At 68.8% G+C, this 16,077-nt stretch carries 15 protein-coding genes; 12 read left to right on the forward strand and 3 right to left on the reverse strand.

Annotation, left to right across the window (positions count from 1 at the left end):
* Together BOSE127_RS11660 and BOSE127_RS11665 are read left to right on the forward strand one after the other, a co-directional pair.
* On the forward strand, positions 1-1,382 hold a 1,382-nt coding region (locus tag BOSE127_RS11660), incomplete at its 5' end, for a sensor histidine kinase (protein WP_159557282.1).
* On the forward strand, positions 1,379-2,050 hold the full coding sequence (locus tag BOSE127_RS11665; protein WP_017886312.1) for a response regulator: 672 nt from the start codon (positions 1,379-1,381) through the stop codon (positions 2,048-2,050). The genes BOSE127_RS11660 and BOSE127_RS11665, both read left to right, overlap by 4 nt.
* A 67-nt stretch (positions 2,051-2,117) precedes the next feature.
* On the opposite strand, the gene BOSE127_RS11670 is transcribed toward BOSE127_RS11665, so the two are convergent.
* Positions 2,118-2,666 (reverse strand): hypothetical protein, encoded by a 549-nt coding sequence (locus BOSE127_RS11670; protein WP_159557284.1) that lies wholly within the window; start codon positions 2,664-2,666, stop codon positions 2,118-2,120.
* Between the two features lie 117 nt (positions 2,667-2,783).
* Between BOSE127_RS11670 and BOSE127_RS11675 the strand changes: the two genes are divergently transcribed.
* Positions 2,784-3,317, forward strand: a complete 534-nt coding sequence (locus tag BOSE127_RS11675; RefSeq protein WP_159557286.1) for a hypothetical protein — start codon at positions 2,784-2,786, stop codon at positions 3,315-3,317.
* A gap of 172 nt (positions 3,318-3,489) precedes the next feature.
* Here BOSE127_RS11675 and BOSE127_RS11680 read toward each other — a convergent pair whose 3' ends face one another.
* On the reverse strand, positions 3,490-4,773 hold the full coding sequence (locus tag BOSE127_RS11680) for a PP2C family protein-serine/threonine phosphatase (protein ID WP_071250510.1): 1,284 nt from the start codon (positions 4,771-4,773) through the stop codon (positions 3,490-3,492).
* Positions 4,774-4,847: 74 nt separating this feature from the next.
* Positions 4,848-5,570, reverse strand: coding sequence for a CPBP family intramembrane glutamic endopeptidase (locus BOSE127_RS11685; RefSeq protein WP_159557288.1), 723 nt, complete (start codon positions 5,568-5,570; stop codon positions 4,848-4,850).
* A gap of 152 nt (positions 5,571-5,722) precedes the next feature.
* Here BOSE127_RS11685 and BOSE127_RS11690 point away from each other — a divergent pair, with 152 nt between their 5' ends.
* The 9 genes from BOSE127_RS11690 to BOSE127_RS11730 all read left to right on the forward strand — a co-directional run bounded on the left by BOSE127_RS11690 (position 5,723) and on the right by BOSE127_RS11730 (position 16,018).
* Positions 5,723-7,174, forward strand: coding sequence for a polysaccharide biosynthesis tyrosine autokinase (locus BOSE127_RS11690; RefSeq protein ID WP_056069424.1), 1,452 nt, complete (start codon positions 5,723-5,725; stop codon positions 7,172-7,174).
* A gap of 15 nt (positions 7,175-7,189) precedes the next feature.
* Positions 7,190-8,137 (forward strand): hypothetical protein, encoded by a 948-nt coding sequence (locus BOSE127_RS11695; protein WP_017886306.1) that lies wholly within the window; start codon positions 7,190-7,192, stop codon positions 8,135-8,137.
* Complete coding sequence (locus BOSE127_RS11700) at positions 8,121-9,617, forward strand: sugar transferase (protein ID WP_159557290.1); 1,497 nt, start codon at positions 8,121-8,123, stop codon at positions 9,615-9,617. Before BOSE127_RS11695 ends, BOSE127_RS11700 begins: the two co-directional genes overlap by 17 nt.
* Positions 9,618-9,665: 48 nt before the next feature.
* The gene (locus BOSE127_RS11705; RefSeq protein ID WP_159557292.1) at positions 9,666-10,433 is read left to right on the forward strand and encodes a WecB/TagA/CpsF family glycosyltransferase; all 768 of its coding nucleotides are present in this window, start codon (positions 9,666-9,668) and stop codon (positions 10,431-10,433) included.
* Positions 10,434-10,495: 62 nt separating this feature from the next.
* Positions 10,496-11,530, forward strand: coding sequence for a glycosyltransferase family 4 protein (locus BOSE127_RS11710; protein ID WP_159557294.1), 1,035 nt, complete (start codon positions 10,496-10,498; stop codon positions 11,528-11,530).
* 4 nt (positions 11,531-11,534) lie between these two features.
* Positions 11,535-12,101, forward strand: coding sequence for a serine O-acetyltransferase (locus BOSE127_RS11715; protein ID WP_159557296.1), 567 nt, complete (start codon positions 11,535-11,537; stop codon positions 12,099-12,101).
* A complete protein-coding gene (locus BOSE127_RS11720) occupies positions 12,098-13,249 on the forward strand; it encodes a glycosyltransferase (protein WP_159557298.1) in 1,152 nt (383 codons plus the stop codon). Before BOSE127_RS11715 ends, BOSE127_RS11720 begins: the two co-directional genes overlap by 4 nt.
* 3 nt (positions 13,250-13,252) lie before the next feature.
* Positions 13,253-14,524, forward strand: a complete 1,272-nt coding sequence (locus BOSE127_RS11725; RefSeq protein WP_159557300.1) for an oligosaccharide flippase family protein — start codon at positions 13,253-13,255, stop codon at positions 14,522-14,524.
* Positions 14,525-14,716: 192 nt separating this feature from the next.
* A complete protein-coding gene (locus BOSE127_RS11730) occupies positions 14,717-16,018 on the forward strand; it encodes an O-antigen ligase family protein (RefSeq protein ID WP_159557302.1) in 1,302 nt (433 codons plus the stop codon).
* The last annotated feature ends 59 nt before the right edge of the window (positions 16,019-16,077 follow it).

A 16,077-nucleotide genomic window follows, 5' to 3' on the forward strand; every position in this document is an offset into this window, starting at 1 on the left:
CTGCGTGGGCTGGGCCGGCCAAGCCCGCGCAGCCAGCCCAGCCGGCCCAGCCCACGCAGCCCGCCCAGCCCGCGCAGTCGCCCCGACCCGCCCAGCGCGCCGGCCGCGTCGACGTCCTCGTCGCCCTCGGCACGGCCGTCGTCGCCCTCGGGCTGCTGCTCGGCCTGCCGCCCCTGGACAGCCTGGAACCGGACGGCCCCGCCCTGGCGCTGGGGGTCCCCGCAGTGTTCTCCGCCGCCTGGACCATCCTGGCCCTCGGCCTGCTGGCCCAGTCCGCCGCCCTGCTCGCCACCCGCCGGGCACCCCGCACCGCGCTGATCGTGGTCGCCGCACTCCCGGTGCTCGTCGCCGCGCTCGCCCCGCAGTCGTCCGACCTGTTCGGCCTGACCGCCCTGCCGGTGCTCGTCGGCGTCGTCGTCGCCGCACTCCGCGTGGCGCTGGCTCACCTCTGGCCGACACTCGTGGTCGCCGCCGCCCTGGTGGCAGCCGGCAACGTGGTGCTCGCGCTCGCCGGTGACGCCACGACCGCCGGTGACGCCACGACCGCCGTGTCCGGCTCGCTCGGGCAGGGCGTGCTGCAGGCGATCGGCGCGGTCGGCCTGCCCCTGCTGGTCACCCTGCTCGTGCAGTCCCGCCGCGAGGTCCGCGTCGCCCGCACGGCCGAGGCCAGCGCCGTGGACCGTGAGCAGGACGCCCTGGTCGACGCCGCCGTGTCCCGTGAGCGTGCCGCGATGGCCCGCGAACTCCACGACATCGCCGCGCACCACCTGTCCGGGATCGCACTGATGGCAGCGGTCATCGACCGGCAGATCGACGCGGACCCGGAGCGTGCCCACGAGGGTGCCCGCCAGGTGCGGGAGCAGAGCACCGCCGTGCTCGAGGACCTCCGCCGCCTGGTCGGCCTGCTCCGCGACGACGCCCCCGCCGAGCGTGCGGTCGAGACGGTCGCCGGGATCGTCGACCTGGCCGAACGAGCCCGGTTCCGCAGCGACGTCCGGCTCGACGTGCTGCCGGGTGACCGGCCGCTCGCTGACGGCGTCGGCCCGCTCGCGCAGCTCGCCGCCTACCGCACCGTCCAGGAGGCACTGGCCAACGCCGCCCTGCACGCCCCGTCCGCCCCGTGCACCGTCACCATCGACGACCGCGACGCGACCCGGGTGGTGATCCGGGTGGAGAACGCACCGGCCACCGTGCCGGCAGCGGGGACCTCTCCCTCGGGCGGCAACGGCCTGCGGGGGATGCGCGAGCGGGCGGACCTGGTCGGGGCGCGCCTCCAGGCCGGCCCGACCGCGACCGGCGGATGGCTGGTGGAGCTGGCGCTCGGCCGGGAGGCACCTGCCGCACCCACGCAGGCCGCCGGCGGCGCCGGGGTGGTCGCGTGATCCGCGTGCTGGTCGCGGACGACCAGCCCCTGGTCCGCGCCGGGGTGTCCGCGCTGCTCGGCGCGGAGCCGGACATCGAGGTGGTCGGCGTGGCCGCCGACGGCGGCGAGGCGCTCGCGCTGGCGCGCGAGACGCGACCCGACGTCGCCTGCCTGGACATCCGGATGCCGGTGATGAACGGCATCGAACTCGCGCGGATCTTCTGCGCACCGGACGCCGATCCGGCGATCCCGGCGCTCATGCTGACGACGTTCGACCTGGACGACTACGTGTTCGGGGCGCTCGAGGCCGGTGCCTCGGGCTTCCTGCTCAAGGACGCCGAGCCGGACACCATCGTCGACGCCGTGCGGCAGGTCGCCGCCGGCAACGGCACGCTCGACCAGGCCCTGACCCGGCGGGTGCTGCGGGAGTTCGTGTCACGGCGGAGCCTGCAGCCGGTGTCCGGCGACCGGGCCGACGGCGTGCTGACCGCCCGCGAGCGCGAGGTCCTGCTGCTGCTGGCGCAGGGGATGTCGAACGAGGAGATCGCGGTGGCGCTCGTGCTCGAGGTGTCGACCGTCAAGTCGCACCTGGCGCGGATGCTGCCGAAGCTCGGGGTGCGGTCGCGGCTGCAGGCCGTGGTGTGGGCGTACCAGAACCGGATCGTGACGGTGCCGGAGCAGCCGTAGCCGACCCGGTGTCAGCTGGCTGCTGCCTCAGCCTGCAGGTTGCGGTGTCAGCCTGCAGGATGCGGTGTCAGCCGGCGGGCTGCGGCTCGGCGGCGCCGGGGACGACGAGTCGCCAGACGGCGGCGTCCCCGGCGTCCCCGGCGTCCCCGGCGTCCCCGGCGTCGTCGGCGGGGGAGAGGTACAGGCGGAAGGTGCCCTCGTCGGCGAGGGGGTCCCCTTCGAGGTACTCGACCGGTTCGCCGCTCGTCTCGCACTGGTCCGAGGTGCTGATCACCTGGATCGTGTCGCCCGGCTTCGGACCCGAGGCGTCCTCGTCGCCCTTCGGGACGTCGGTGACCGTCGCCTCGTACACGTCGTAGATCCCCTGGAGCTCGACGGTCCGGTCGGTCTTGGTGACGTCGGCGTCGACGACCAGGTCGGCGGCGTCGCGGCGCTCGGCCGAGGTCTTCAGCGGGACGTAGTCGGCGCAGAACCCGGACTGCAGCGGCCCGGCCTGCGTGCTCGGACCCGTGGGGCCGGCGTCGTCGTCGCCGCTCGTCTCGGTGGCGCAGCCGGCCAGGGTGCCGCCGAGCACCACGACGAGTGCCACGACCGGTGCGATCCGTCCCCACTGCATGGGCCGAGTATGACCCACGCGACCCGTCGAGACCAGGGCGTTCGGCCCCTGTCCGGGGAACGCACGTTCCCGTTCGGGGGACTGGTCGCAGCGGCCACGGGCTGGTGCAGTGTCTGGATGCACATCGAGACGCCGCCGGTGACCAGCCCCGACGACCCCTCCCTGCGGGGCGAGGCCATCCTCGGGATGATCACGGCGCTGCGGTCCCGGCCCCTGCACGAGGTGACCCCCGAGGTCGTCGCGGCGGCGGCCGGGGTGGACCTCGATGTCGTGGCACGCACGTTCCCGAGCTGGGACGGTCTGCTGCTCGCGACGATCGACCGGTGGAACGAGGAGCGCACCGTGCCGCTCATGCCCCTGGCCGAGCAGCACGGCACCGTCCGGTTCCTGCGCGCGATCGTGGCGGACCCTTCGCTCATGCGGTTCCTGACGGCGACGCTGAACATCGCGGCGTCGCCCGAGCCGGGCACGATGGAGCCGGCTCGCGGCTCGGAGCAGCTGCTCGCGACCTACGAGGGGCTGCAGCTGCAGTCCATGGTGCGGCCGGAGATGGACCTGCTCGAAGCCTTCGACCGCGCCGTGACGCGCCTGCGCGAGGGCTGGTCCCGCGCGTACGTGCCGCCCGTGTGGGAGCTCGACCTGGTCCACTGACCCGCCCGGTGGCCCGACGGGTCACCCCACAGACCGAGGACGCTAGGGCGTCCGAGGGCAGACGCACCGTCTGCACGCGTCGCCGCACGATTCGGGTTCGAGCGGCGGCGCGTACCACCCCGTCCCGCGGCCCGCGGCCCGCGGCCCGCCTCACGCCTCCAGGGACCCGCCGTCAGTCGGCGTGCAGCGCGAGCGGTCGTGCCGAGTCCACCTGGACCGGCTGCCGACGGATCGCGATCACCGTCACGTCGTCGTCGTGCGGCACCTCGTCGGCGCGGGCCGACAGGGCGAGCACGACCGCGTGCGGGTCACGTCCGGCGCGCGCGATCTCGGCCACCGCCTCGATGGTCTCCTCGAGCCCCTCGTACAGGTCGAGCACGCCGTCGCTGAACGAGACGAGCAGGTCGCCCGGCTCCAGGGTGCTCTCAGCCGTCACCCACTCCTCGCGGATGCCGAGCCCGAGCGGCATGTCGCCGGACCGGAGTCGGTCGACGTGCCCGTCGGCCCGCAGCACGAAGCTCAGCCCGTGCCCGGCGTCGGACCACCGGAGGGTGCCGTCGTCGGAGATCCGGGCGTGGAACAGCGTGGTGAAGGCCAGGTCGGGCCCGATGCCCTCGGCGCTCAGGCCGTCGGACGCCCGCTTCAGCGCCTCGGCCGGGTCGTCGACCGTCCGGGCGCTCCGGAGCGTCGACCGGACCGCTGCGGCGATCAGGCCGGCACCGACGCCCTTGCCCATGACGTCGCCGAGACTCACCGCCACGCCGCTGTTGGTCGGGTACCAGTCGAAGAAGTCCCCGCCGACGCTCCGGGCGGGCAGGCAGGCACCGGCGACGACGACGTCCTCGGTGATGCGGCCCGTCGTCGTCGGGAGCAGGGAACGCTGCACCGCGGCTGCCCGGTCGATCTCGGCACGGACCTTGCCCTCGCGTGCCTCGGCGGACCGCAGACTGCGTCGGGCCCGGCGGGAGAGCTCGTGCACGACGACGGCGACGGTGCCGAACACGACGACGAGGATGCCCAGACGGACGAGTTCACTCGGGCCGGGCGCGTCGGACGGGGTCAGGACGTAGGGCGCGAGGATCACGAGCACGATGCCCGCGATCGCGAAGAGCACGGTGCGACGGCCCTCGAGCGACGCCCACCAGACCACGGGGAGCACCACGATCGCCGTGAACAGCGACGAGCCGGAGCCCGTCCCGGTGCGCAGCAGCGCGATCGTCACGAAGTCGACGGTGAGCAGGACCGGCACCAGCCAGGCGGCGCCGTGCACGAGCGCGGGGACGGCGCTCATCAGGGTCGCGACCACCGTGCACACCAGACTCGCCACGAACAGGTGGTGGGCCGTGATCGGCAGCGACGGCATCACGATGCTGAGCAGCGCCGACAGCGCCAGCAGGCCGCTGATCGGAGCCTGACGGACGAGGGGGTTGTCGACGATGCTGGTTGGGCGAGTCATGCTCAGTGCAGGTTAGTGCTCCGCGACGGCCGACGACCGGTGCTGACCCCTTCTGGGGACGCCAGCGTGGCCGATCAGCGCGGCCAGGTCGCGACGACCGCGACCGCGTTGAAGAGCACGTGCGCCAGGATCGCACCGCCGATGCGGTCGGTCATCGCCACGAGCGTGCCGGTGAGGACGCCGAGCAGGAACGTCGTCACGAACACCTGGAACCCGCCGAGCGTCGTGCCACCGGCTCCGAGCAGCAGGTGGAGCAGCGCGAACAGGAGCGCCGTGACCAGCACCGCGAGGAACCGGGTGCGGGGCGTGAGCTCGGCGGCCAGTCGGCGCTGGAACAGCCCGCGGAACACCGTTTCCTCGAGCACCGGGCTGACGACGACGATGCCGATCGCCGACACGAGCAGCAGCCCGACGTCCGGCGTGCCGAGGGTCGGTGCTGGGACCAGGCCGGTCGTCCCCGTGAACGACAGGGACAGGAACACGTCCACCACGCGGCAGATGATCACGATGCCGATCGCGAAGACCACGATCCCCAGGTCGAGCCGCAGCCGTGACAGCATCGCCGACCGCGGGGTCCGACGGAGCACCACGGCGGCGGCGATGACGAGCGGCACCCACACGGCGGCGTCCGCGGCGAGCACCTGCAGGACCGGCGACGGGATGCCCCCAGTCCGGGTGACCTGTCCGACGATCCGGGTCAGGATCACGGCGACGCCGAGCGCGACGAGGATGACGATGAGGTCCCGCTGCCGCCGCACGCTCGGCGTGGTCGCGGTCTGGGCCGGCTCGGAACGCATGGGGCCACCGTAGAGGACACCGCGCGCCGGATGGCGACTTCCCCCGGGCAGGACTCGTTCCTGTGGCACTATTTGTATGCCGTGTGCTGGGAGTACCCCGGTGCGCCTGTGTCGGGACCACGGGGACGGCCATGATCGGGGAAGGCAAAGGCGTGGAACTCCGCGACTACATCACGGTGCTCCGCAAGGGATGGGTACTGATCGTCGTACTCGCCCTGGTGGGAGTGGCCGCAGCCGCAGGGTTCTCCCTGCTGAAGAAGCCGGTCTACTCGGCATCGGCGCAGGTCTTCGTCTCCACCGAGACGTCGGGCAGCGCCAGTGACCTAGCGCAGGGCAACACGTTCACCCAGCAGCGGGTGCTGACGTACTCCAACCTGGTGTCGACGCCGATCGTGCTGCTGCCGGTGATCTCGTCGCTCAAGCTCGACATGAACGCCGACCAGCTCGCGACGATGGTGTCGGCGACGGCGCCGACGAGCACGACGCTCATCGCCATCTCGGTCGAGGGCACCGACCCGGTGCAGGCCGCGAACATCGCGAACGCGACCTCGCAGAGCCTGACCAACGTCGTGCAGGACATCGAGGCCACCGACGCGAGCGGCAAGAGCACCGTCAAGCTCACCCGCGTCAAGCAGGCCGACGTGCCGAGCACGCCGGTCAGCCCGAACGTGCCCGTCAACGTCGCGCTCGGGTTGCTCGTCGGGCTCGCACTGGGCATCGGCATCTCCGTCCTGCGCGAGACCCTGGACAACCGGATCCGCACCGAACTCGACGTCGAGAAGATCAGCGACAAGCCGGTCGTCGGCGGGATCGCCTTCGACGCCAAGGCGGCCGAACGCCCGCTCATCGTGCAGGTCGATCCGCGCAGCCCCCGCGCCGAGTCGTTCCGCACGCTCCGCACGAACCTGCAGTTCCTGGACATCGGCACCGGTGCCCGCACCTTCGTCATGACGTCGTCGATGCAGTCCGAGGGCAAGAGCACCACCGTCGCGAACCTGGCGATCGCCCTGGACAGCGCCGGGTTCCGCGTCATCCTGATCGACGCCGACCTGCGCCGCCCCCGCGTCGCCGAGTACATGGACGTCGAGAGCAACGCCGGGCTGACCGACGTGCTGATCGGTCGCGCCGACCTGGAGGACGTCGCCCACCCCTGGGGCCGCGGCAAGCTCGTCGTCCTGCCCGCGGGCCAGATCCCGCCGAACCCGTCCGAGCTGCTCGGCTCGCGGGCGATGCAGGACCTGATCGACCTGCTCGAGCAGCAGTTCGACTACGTCCTGTTCGACGCCCCGCCGCTGCTGCCGGTCACCGACGCCGCGATCCTGGCCAAGAAGGCGTCCGGTGCGATCATCGCCGTCGCCTCCGGGCAGACCCTGAAGGGCCAGCTCGCCGCTGCCGTCGCTTCGCTCGCGAACGTCGGCGCACCGATCTCCGGGTTCGTCCTGACGAAGATGCCGCTGAAGGGCCCGGGCGCCTACGGCCACGGCCGGTACGGCTACGGGTACAGCTACGGCCACGACGAGGACGACAACACCGTGACCACGTCGACGCACCCGCCGAAGCGTGCCAGCAAGAAGCTCGGCGTGCTCCGCCGCGCCGGACGCTGAGCGGAGCGGCGGACGATGAAGAATCGCCGGGGGACCCGGGGCCTCGGTCGTGCGCTGCCGAAGACCACCCTGATCGTGGTGGCCGTCGTGGTGGTGGCGCTGATCATCATCGACGTCGTGCTCGTCTCGCTCGCCCTGGGCCGCACCGCGCCCGAACAGAACGGACCCGCCGGTCCGATCCCGACCTTCACACGGATGCCGCACGCGAGCGAGTCCCCGCGGGCCAGCGCGACCGCTGACGCGGACGCCGCAGGGACCAAGCAACAGGGCCGGCGCCTGTTGGCAGCCGTCGACGGCCAGGAGGCATGGCGCGCGTCCGGCGGATCGTGCGGCGGCCCGCGGCCGGTGCTGGAACACTCCGTGGACGGCGGGGCGACGTGGGTCAAGGTGGGACTCGGGACGGATGTCGGATCGCTCATGGCGATCCGGGCCTCCAGTGCGGAGCTCTCGATCCTGGCGGGCGTCGGCGACGACTGCACCGCGACCGCGCGGACCAGCACCGACGCCGGTGTGACGTGGGCAGCCGGTGCGCCCGGCGCCGCCGGCGCCGGCATCAGCACCGACGGCGTCGTGCTCGCGAGCGGGACCGTCCAGGCGCCCTGCGCAGACCCCATCGACGCGTTCCAGGGCGACAAGACCTCGGTCGTCATCTGCGACGGCCAGCTCGAGTGGCGGACCGGCGAGGCAGCGTGGGTCGACGTGCCGCTGGGCGGCGTGCGCTCGGTCGGCGTCGACGGCGGGGAGTACACGCTCGCCCGTGTCGGCGCAGCGTCGTGCGACGGCGTGCAGATCGAGACCATGTCCGCTTCCGACGTGACGCCGTCGTCGTCCACCACGCCGATCGGCTGCGCCGACGGAGCCGACACCGACAACACCGTCACCATCGACCGCGCCGGGCAGGACGTGTGGCTGTGGGACGGCACGACCGTCCGGGTCTCGTCGGACGGTGGCGCGACGTGGTGACCGGACGGCGACCGTGACAGCGGACGCACTGCGCGCACCGCGACCGATCGGCGCGACGGACGAGTGGAGCCGGAGCTACTCACGCCGTGTGCTCTTCACCGACCTGCTGGCCCTGATCTGGGTCGTGTTCGGTGTGCAGATCGCCTGGCTCGGGCTGAAGTCGAACCTGGCGACGAACACCGCCGACCTGCGGCTGAGCTACTTCTCGATCTCCATCGTCGTGATCGTCGTGTGGATGAGCGCGCTCGCCCTGTACGACACCCGCGGCGCACGCGTCATCGGCGTGGGGAGCACCGAGTACCGGCTCGTCGCGGACTCCAGCGTCCGGGTGTTCGGCCTGCTCGCGATCGCAGCGTTCCTGCTGCACGTCGACCTGGCTCGCGGGTACGTGCTCATCGCGTTCCCCATCGGAATCCTCGTCCTGCTGCTCTCCCGGTGGATCTGGCGGCAGTGGTTGGTCGCCCAGCGCCAACACGGTGCCTACTCGGCGACGGTGCTGCTCGTCGGCTCCCCTGCCAGCGTGCTGCACATCGGCCGCGAGCTCGCGCGTTCCCCCGAAGCCGGCTACCGCGTGGTCGGCGCCGTCGTGTCGACGAACCACCGCGGCCTGCTGGCGGGTTCGAGCATCCAGAGCCACGGCGGCTTCGACGACGTCGGCTCCGCGCTGCGTGAGACCGGCGCCGACACCGTCGTGATCACGAGCTCCGACGACCTGCCGCCGGAGCGCGTCCGCGAGCTCAGCTGGTCGCTCGAGCCGGGGCGGCAGCACCTGGTCGTCGCGCCGAGCTTGACCGACATCGGTGGCCCGCGCATCCACACCCGACCGGTGCAGGGGCTGCCGCTCATCCACGTCGAGACGCCGACGTACTCGGGGCGCAAGCTCTACACGAAGCGTGCCTTCGACCTGATCGGCGCAGGCCTGCTCGTCGTCGTCCTGTCGCCGCTGCTGCTCGTGCTCGCCGTGCTGGTGAAGACGACCTCGACCGGTCCGGTCTTCTTCCACCAGGAGCGCGTCGGTCTGAACGGCAGCGCCTTCCGGATGATCAAGTTCCGGTCGATGGTCGTCGACGCCGAGGAACGGCTGCAGGAGCTCAGCGCACTCGACCGGGCCGAGGGGAACGACGTCCTGTTCAAGATGCGGAACGATCCCCGGGTGACCCGTGTCGGCGGGTTCATGCGCCGCTACAGCCTGGACGAGGTGCCGCAGCTGTTCAACGTCCTGGCCGGCAGCATGTCCCTGGTCGGGCCCCGACCGCCGCTGGCGCGCGAGGTCGCCCGCTACGACACACACGTCCACCGTCGGTTCCTCGTCAAGCCCGGCATGACCGGCCTGTGGCAGGTGAGCGGCCGGTCCGACCTGTCGTGGGAGGATTCGGTGCGGCTCGATCTGTACTACGTGGAGAACTGGTCGATCACGGGTGACCTCGTGGTCCTCTGGCGGACGGCCAAAGCGGTCGTCGCTTCGCGCGGCGCCTACTGACCACGCCAGGTCGTCCGGATCCCCCCTCACCGCACAAGGAAGATCGTCATGACCGCTCACGCAGCGCCCCTTCTGGAAGCACTACCTCGGCGTCGACTCGGTGGCCTTCCGATCGTCGCTGCCACGCCCGTTGTGGCTGCATCCGCTGTGATCCGGGCGGCGAAGTCTGATCCGCCGACCGGTGCCGCGGTCCATCTCGTCAATGCCTACTCGATTGCTCTTGCTCAGAGCGATGGGGTCTTCCGCGAGTCACTTTCAGGAGAGGCGTACAACCTCCCCGACGGCAAACCGCTCAGCTGGGTGACGCGACTGTCCAAGCGCCGGCTCTCGCAGGTCCGTGGTCCACAGTTCTTCCACGACGTCATGGATCAGGGCCGGGCGTCCCGCGTCCGACACTTTCTTCTTGGCGGGTCAGAGGACCTGTTGGTCAGGTTGCAACGGAATCTGGAGGCTCGGCATCCCGGGGTGATCATCGCCGGGGTGTACAGCCCACCCTTCCGACCCTTGACGCCGGGAGAAGTCCTCGCTCAGGATGAGCTGATCCGGGACGCACGGGCCGACATCGTGTGGGTCGGTCTCGGAACGCCGAAACAGGATCTCGAGGTCCGTCGCCTCGCCGAGTCGCTGACGATTGTCGCGTGCGCTGTCGGCGCTGCGTTCGACTTCACCGCGGGTACGAAGCGTGAAGCACCGAAGTGGATGACCGCTCTCGGCGTGGAGTGGGTGTTCCGTCTCTTGTCGGAGCCCAAGCGGCTTTGGCGGCGGTACCTCATCGGCAACTTTGTCTTCCTCGCGGCCGTGATCAGGAACCGCTGATGAGGTCGGGTCACCGGATCGTCGTGATCAGTCAGGTACCGCCGCCGATGCACGGCTCGACGTTGATCACCAAGATCCTCCTCGAGGTACTCCGCGAGCTCGGGGAGACGCCCGTCCTCGTTGACAGGCGCTTCAGCCGGGACATCGGTGAGGTCGGTTCGGTGTCACTTCGGAAGATCAGCGCGGCTCCGGCCCTTGCCGGAAGACTCCTGATCGCGCTGTTCCAGCGCCCAGGTGCTTGTGTGTTCTTCTGCACGAACCGGCCGTTCTCATTCCTCGTGGATGTCTTTCTCGGCGAGTTGCTCCGGCTGTTCCGTGTCCCGACTGTCAACTACGTCCACACGAGGGGGTACAGCGAACTTGCCCAGCGCGGCAAAGTGTGGCGCTTCCTTGTGAGTCGATTGCTCGGAGGTGGCAAGGTCACTGTCTGCCTCGGAGAATCCCTGGTGGCCGACATCGTCGACTTCGTCCCGACGGGGTCCATTGCGATCATCAAGAACACCGTTGAGACGCCCCCGGCGAAACACGCGCCGCGACGACGCGGGCACGTCATCTTCCTGTCCAACCTCCTCGAAGAGAAGGGTGCTGACATCTTCGTGGAGACGGCGATCAAGATCTCCGCTGGCCCTGGACAGGAAATGTTCTCGCTGGTCGGCCCGACGGTCGACGAGGCTGTGACTGCCTCGCTCCGCGACCGCGTCGCTCGAGTCGGGTTGTCCGACCGGATCGCGTTCCGTGGACCGCTCTTCGGCGAAGAGAAATGGGCTGCACTGGCATCGGCAGAGGTGCTGGTGTTCCCGTCTCGGTACCGCTTCGAGGCGCAACCGCTGACGATCATCGAGGCGTTCAGCGTCGGTGTGCCGGTTGTCGCGTCGGATCTGGGCGCGATTGGTGAGCTCGTTGACGATGACTTCAACGGGCGCCTGGTCGCGACGGCTAACGTCGACTCCGTGTCCTCCGCTGTTCAGAGCATCACCGGCGATGCCTCGACGTCGGATCGACTTGCCGAAGGCGCTCGGCGAACCTTCGACGAGCAGCATTCGCGGGACGCATTCCGCGCTGGCTGGGCAAGTGTGATCTCGAGCGTGAGGAAGTAGCGGCATGGTGACGGACGAACTAGTTACGGGAGATGGAACCGCGGAGGCGCAGGCCGCGTTGCTGCCGTTCGAGTCGTTTGCAGGCTTCCGCCGGACACTGCGCGCCGACCTGCGGGCCAACCGTGGTGATGTCAAGTCACAACTCGTGCTCACCGGGCTGCGCGCTTGCCAATTCTTGATGCGGAGTCGCATTCGACCGCGAATGAGATCGTTGCCCGCGGTGATCTTCTACCGCCTCGCCACCGAATTCGTGCTCGGGATCGAACTCCGTCCGAAGACGATGGTGGGACCTGGACTGACGATCTTCCACGGAACCGGCTTGGTGGTGAACGATCACGCGCTGATCGGTTCGGGAGTGACTCTACGTAACGGCGTCGTGATCGGGCACAAGCGACCGGGCGAGGGGGCGCCCTTCATTCGCGATGGGGTTGACGTCGGAGCCGCAGCGCTGATCATCGGTGCGGTGACCGTGGGGCGGAGCGCCAAGGTCGGAGCTGGCGCGGTCGTCGTCCGGGACGTGCCCGACGGGGACACCGTCGTCGGGAACCCAGCGAGGAGCGTGAGCCGATGAGCACCGTGCACCGCTCTCACAACGACCTCGTCGTTGTTGCCTACGGCTATGCAGCGTCGGAGCGCGACGCAGTAGCAAAGGTCGTTCAGGACTTGGCGGGTGAACTGCGTCGGCGTGGCGAGAGAGTCGCTGTCATCGGGATCCCGCCAGAGCGAATCGTGCTCTCCGGCGGCAACGTCGTCGCGAAGGCGAGGCGTCTCTTGTCAGAGCTCCGTTTTCTCGGATCTGCGGCGAGATTCATCTCGGTTCGCAGGCGCGCAATCCGCGCCGTCATCACCGTCGATGTGCCGTCGGGGATCCCGTTCGTCGGAGCTCTGGCACGACGTCTCGGTCGTGGGCAGGTGACGGATGTCGCCTGGGTCATGGACCTCTACCGACTGACGAGTGATCAAGGCGGGCCTCTCTCGAAGGCCAGGGCTGCCCTCGAGCGCGCAGCGCTCAGAACCAGTGGGAAGGTCGTCACGATCGGAGAGTGCATGGCAGACGTTCTCTCCGCGGTCACCGGTGGCAACGTGAGCACAATCCCGCTGTGGCACCGCGATATGGCTGCAACGCCGGTCGGCGATCGCAGCGGACCCCTGCAGCTCCTCTACTCAGGTTCTGCCCGCGACCTTCACCCGCTCCTGCCCTTGGTGAGAGCCGTAGCGAACCGGCGTGATGTCGAACTCTCGATCAACGGCTCCGGGAGCGAGGTCGATCGTGTTGCTGTCTACTTGGCGGGCACTCCGGCCAGCAACGTCCGGATCGGTGGTTTTGTGGACGAATCGGAGCTGGAGGACGCGTACGCAGGTGCCGACATCCACGTCGTATCACTCGCTGAGAGCGCTACGGGCACATGCGTTCCGTCGAAGGTGTACGCCGCTATGGCGGCCGGGCGAGGAGTGCTCTACCTCGGCTCAGGTTCCGGGCAAGCAGCTCGAGACGTTCTCGCCGCGGACGCCGGGCTCGTGGCACCGTCTGGATCCGAATCGCTCATCTCGATGGCCGTCTCGAAGCTCGTGTCAGATCACGATGCAGTGCAGGAGTACGGAGTCCGCGCTCGGCGGTTCTTCGAGGAACGGCGCAATGTCCGAGAGGGCGGGGACAAGTGGCTTGGCGCCGTCGGCGTGACCGAAGCGGGTACTGCGATCTCGACCTCAGCGAGCTGATCGATGCGCAGTTTGATCTGGTCGCTCATCGAGCGTGTGTTTCCGAGGCTTGCCAGCGCCCTGTTGATGGTGTTGCTCGCGCAGTACGTGGCGCCGGTCGTCATCGGGCTTTACGCCTGGCCGATGCTCGTCCTCACCTTCTACTACTCGGCCCTTGACGGCGCGATCCGCCAGGTCGTTGTGCCGAGTCTGGCGAACAGGGACTCGTACCAATTCCTCCTTCGATACCGGAGGTGGGCGAGCATCGGCGGAGTCATCGCAATGCTGGTCACCATCGGGCTTCTCTGGATCATCTTCCCCGAAGACCTGCATACCCAGATCTTCGCGCTCCTCCCGCTCGTAGCCGTGCCGATTGCAAATTCCTACTCGATCATCCCGCTCGGATTCCTGCAACGGGGCGATCAATGGCGCCGCCTGGCAAACCTGCAACTCCTGGTTTCCGGTCTCTCGCTCATCGTGTCCGTCCCGATGCTTTTTCTCACGCGTAGCCTCGGTGCTGCGTCGCTGCAGGTTCTGCTCGCGGAGCTCCTGTTTGCGGTACTTGCTCACCGGGCTGCCGCCCGGTTGGGCTTGCCGGCTCACGTTCAGGCCCTGGGCACAGGTACTACCCTCACCAAGGAGTTCCGGCACTCGTCCGGATTCTTCATCCTCGGTTGGCTACAAGGGCAAGCTGATCGCATCTTGCTCGGTGCGATTGCTGGCACGGCTGCGCTCGGTTCGTACAATCTGGCGATGGCGGTGGCACGTAACCCGGGCGACGCAGTGTCCTCTTCCACAGCCAACGTGCTCCGAGTCCGGCTCGACAAAGCCGATGGTGTCGACGAAGTGAGGGGCGCAGCCAACGCGCTCCTCGTGAGGGCTGCCCTCTTGTCGGCTGCCCTGGTCGTGGTGCTCAACGTCGGTACGGAATTCATCCTGCGCCCGTTCCTCGGTCCGGCCTGGACGAAGCCGCTCGATGCTGTCTACCCCGCTTCACTCAGCATCCTGGTGACGACGATCACATGGTCGCTCGCGCCTGTTCTGATGGCTCGCGGGAGACTCGCTTGGGGGACTCCGATCAAGGCAGTGGGCGTCGTTCTGGCGATCCCGATCGCCGTTGCTGCAGCGCACAGCGTCGAATCAGCGGCATGGGTCTACCTCGGACGGGAGCTCCTACTCCTCGTGCTCCTCGCGTTCGGGTGTGGCCGCGCAACTCCGTATCGAGCTGTCGGCCTGAGTCTCTTGCTCACGGTCGCGCTAGGGGTGGCGCTCGGCGCCCTCGGCCAACTCAGCTGAGAGTGATGCCCCTCTCTGAGCCGAAGGTAAGTCCTGGCGGGGAGCGCATTCGGGACCTCGCCTCTTGCGGCGGATGGCAGAGTCTTCCTTCCGTCGGAGGGCCGAAGGATGCACCGAGCGTGCTAGCTTTCCCACATGGCTTCGGGGGACTTCCAGCGCCAGTCGACCCGAGTCGTCGTCGGTACGAGTGCCGTGGCGTTGATCCTCGCGGCGAGTCGCTGGGGATCCTACATCGGCGTCCCCCCGCTCTTCTTGACCGATGTTCTCCTGTTCCTCGGGCTGGCGCAGTGGTTCATCTCGCGACACATTCGGGGCCAGCAGTTGCGCGACGACCTGTTCGCTCGCGACCAGCCCGGGCTCGCCGTGCATCTCTTCTTCGGCTACATCATCATCCGAGTTGCCTTTGCGCTGACACAGGGCGAGCCGATCAGCGACTGGATTCGTGATTCGGCCCCGTTCCTCTATGTCTTCGTTGCTTACGTCAGTGCAGCATCGATCGCGCGCTCGACGAAGAGCGCTCGTGACAGAACCGCTCGTATCTTCCGGATTGCATTGGCCTTCCATCTCGTCTGGGCCACCGTTTCAATCTTCACGGGGTTCACGGGCATCCCGCTTCCGGGTGGTGCTGCAGGGATCTTCCAAGTTCGGCCGGACATCGACATGGCAATCCTCGGAATCGGGGCCGGAACGTTCTTGCTCCGCGCGTTCCGCATGTCCAAGCGTTTCTGGTCCATCTCGGCGATCGTCGTGTCCCTGGTCGACGTTTTCTCGCTGCAGTCGCGCGCTGGGTTGATCAGCGTCGTCGCATCGATGTTCGTCGCCTACCTGATCTTCTACGTCAGCACTCCTGCTCGTAGCGGCCGTCGCCTGTTCTCCCAGATGCTCGTGCCGATTGCTATCGCTGTTCTCATGCTCGTCCTGCCGTTGACCGGCGCGGGACAGCGAATCATCGCCACGATCGATACCTCGGCGGCCACCACACAAGGCCAGTTGAGTGCGAAGGGCACGGAGAATGCGCGGCGGTTGGTCTGGTCGCAGGTGATCGCCTGGACGAATGGATCTCCGTCCCGACAGATCATCGGCAGCGGATTCGGGAACGACTTCCTGACGGAATCTGGCACGCTGTCGTTCCTCGAGGGGACGACCTACGACAACGTTCGGAGTCCGCACAACTACTTCGTCGGTATCTACGCCCGCATGGGTGCAGTCGGCCTGGTTCTTGCTGCGGCGGTGGTGCTCTCACTTGTCTTCACGCTGTTCCGACGGCTGCGTGTCGCCGCTCAAGATGACGTCGTCGCGACAGCAGCGATGACGATCATCGCCATCCTGCCTGTGGCGTCACTCGGGGTTGTCCTCGAAGCCCCGTTCGGCGCGGTGCCATTCTGGTGGTCGGCCGGGGTCATTCTCGCCATCGCACCGCGAAGGATCGAAGATGTCGATGGGCGAGTGGCGGTCTCGTCGAGAAAGACGCTCACTCCATCTGCGGGCCGCTAGGCCTTTTACGAGCGTCGTTTGGCTTCGTTTGTCCGGAGCCCCAGCTGCGCGAAATTGGG

Origin of the sequence: Curtobacterium sp. 8I-2 (assembly GCF_902506155.1) — a bacterium.
GTDB classification, from domain to species: domain Bacteria; phylum Actinomycetota; class Actinomycetes; order Actinomycetales; family Microbacteriaceae; genus Curtobacterium; species Curtobacterium poinsettiae.

What these genes read in the sequence shown, in the direction of transcription:
- BOSE127_RS11670 (WP_159557284.1), bottom strand. Translation starts at nt 2,666, where the DNA reads ATGCAGTGGGGACGGATCGCACCGGTCGTGGCACTCGTCGTGGTGCTC.
- BOSE127_RS11675 (WP_159557286.1), top strand. Translation starts at nt 2,784, where the DNA reads ATGCACATCGAGACGCCGCCGGTGACCAGCCCCGACGACCCCTCCCTG.
- BOSE127_RS11680 (WP_071250510.1), bottom strand. Translation starts at nt 4,773, where the DNA reads ATGACTCGCCCAACCAGCATCGTCGACAACCCCCTCGTCCGTCAGGCT.
- BOSE127_RS11685 (WP_159557288.1), bottom strand. Translation starts at nt 5,570, where the DNA reads ATGCGTTCCGAGCCGGCCCAGACCGCGACCACGCCGAGCGTGCGGCGG.
- BOSE127_RS11695 (WP_017886306.1), top strand. Translation starts at nt 7,190, where the DNA reads ATGAAGAATCGCCGGGGGACCCGGGGCCTCGGTCGTGCGCTGCCGAAG.
- BOSE127_RS11705 (WP_159557292.1), top strand. Translation starts at nt 9,666, where the DNA reads ATGACCGCTCACGCAGCGCCCCTTCTGGAAGCACTACCTCGGCGTCGA.
- BOSE127_RS11715 (WP_159557296.1), top strand. Translation starts at nt 11,535, where the DNA reads ATGGTGACGGACGAACTAGTTACGGGAGATGGAACCGCGGAGGCGCAG.
- BOSE127_RS11720 (WP_159557298.1), top strand. Translation starts at nt 12,098, where the DNA reads ATGAGCACCGTGCACCGCTCTCACAACGACCTCGTCGTTGTTGCCTAC.
- BOSE127_RS11725 (WP_159557300.1), top strand. Translation starts at nt 13,253, where the DNA reads ATGCGCAGTTTGATCTGGTCGCTCATCGAGCGTGTGTTTCCGAGGCTT.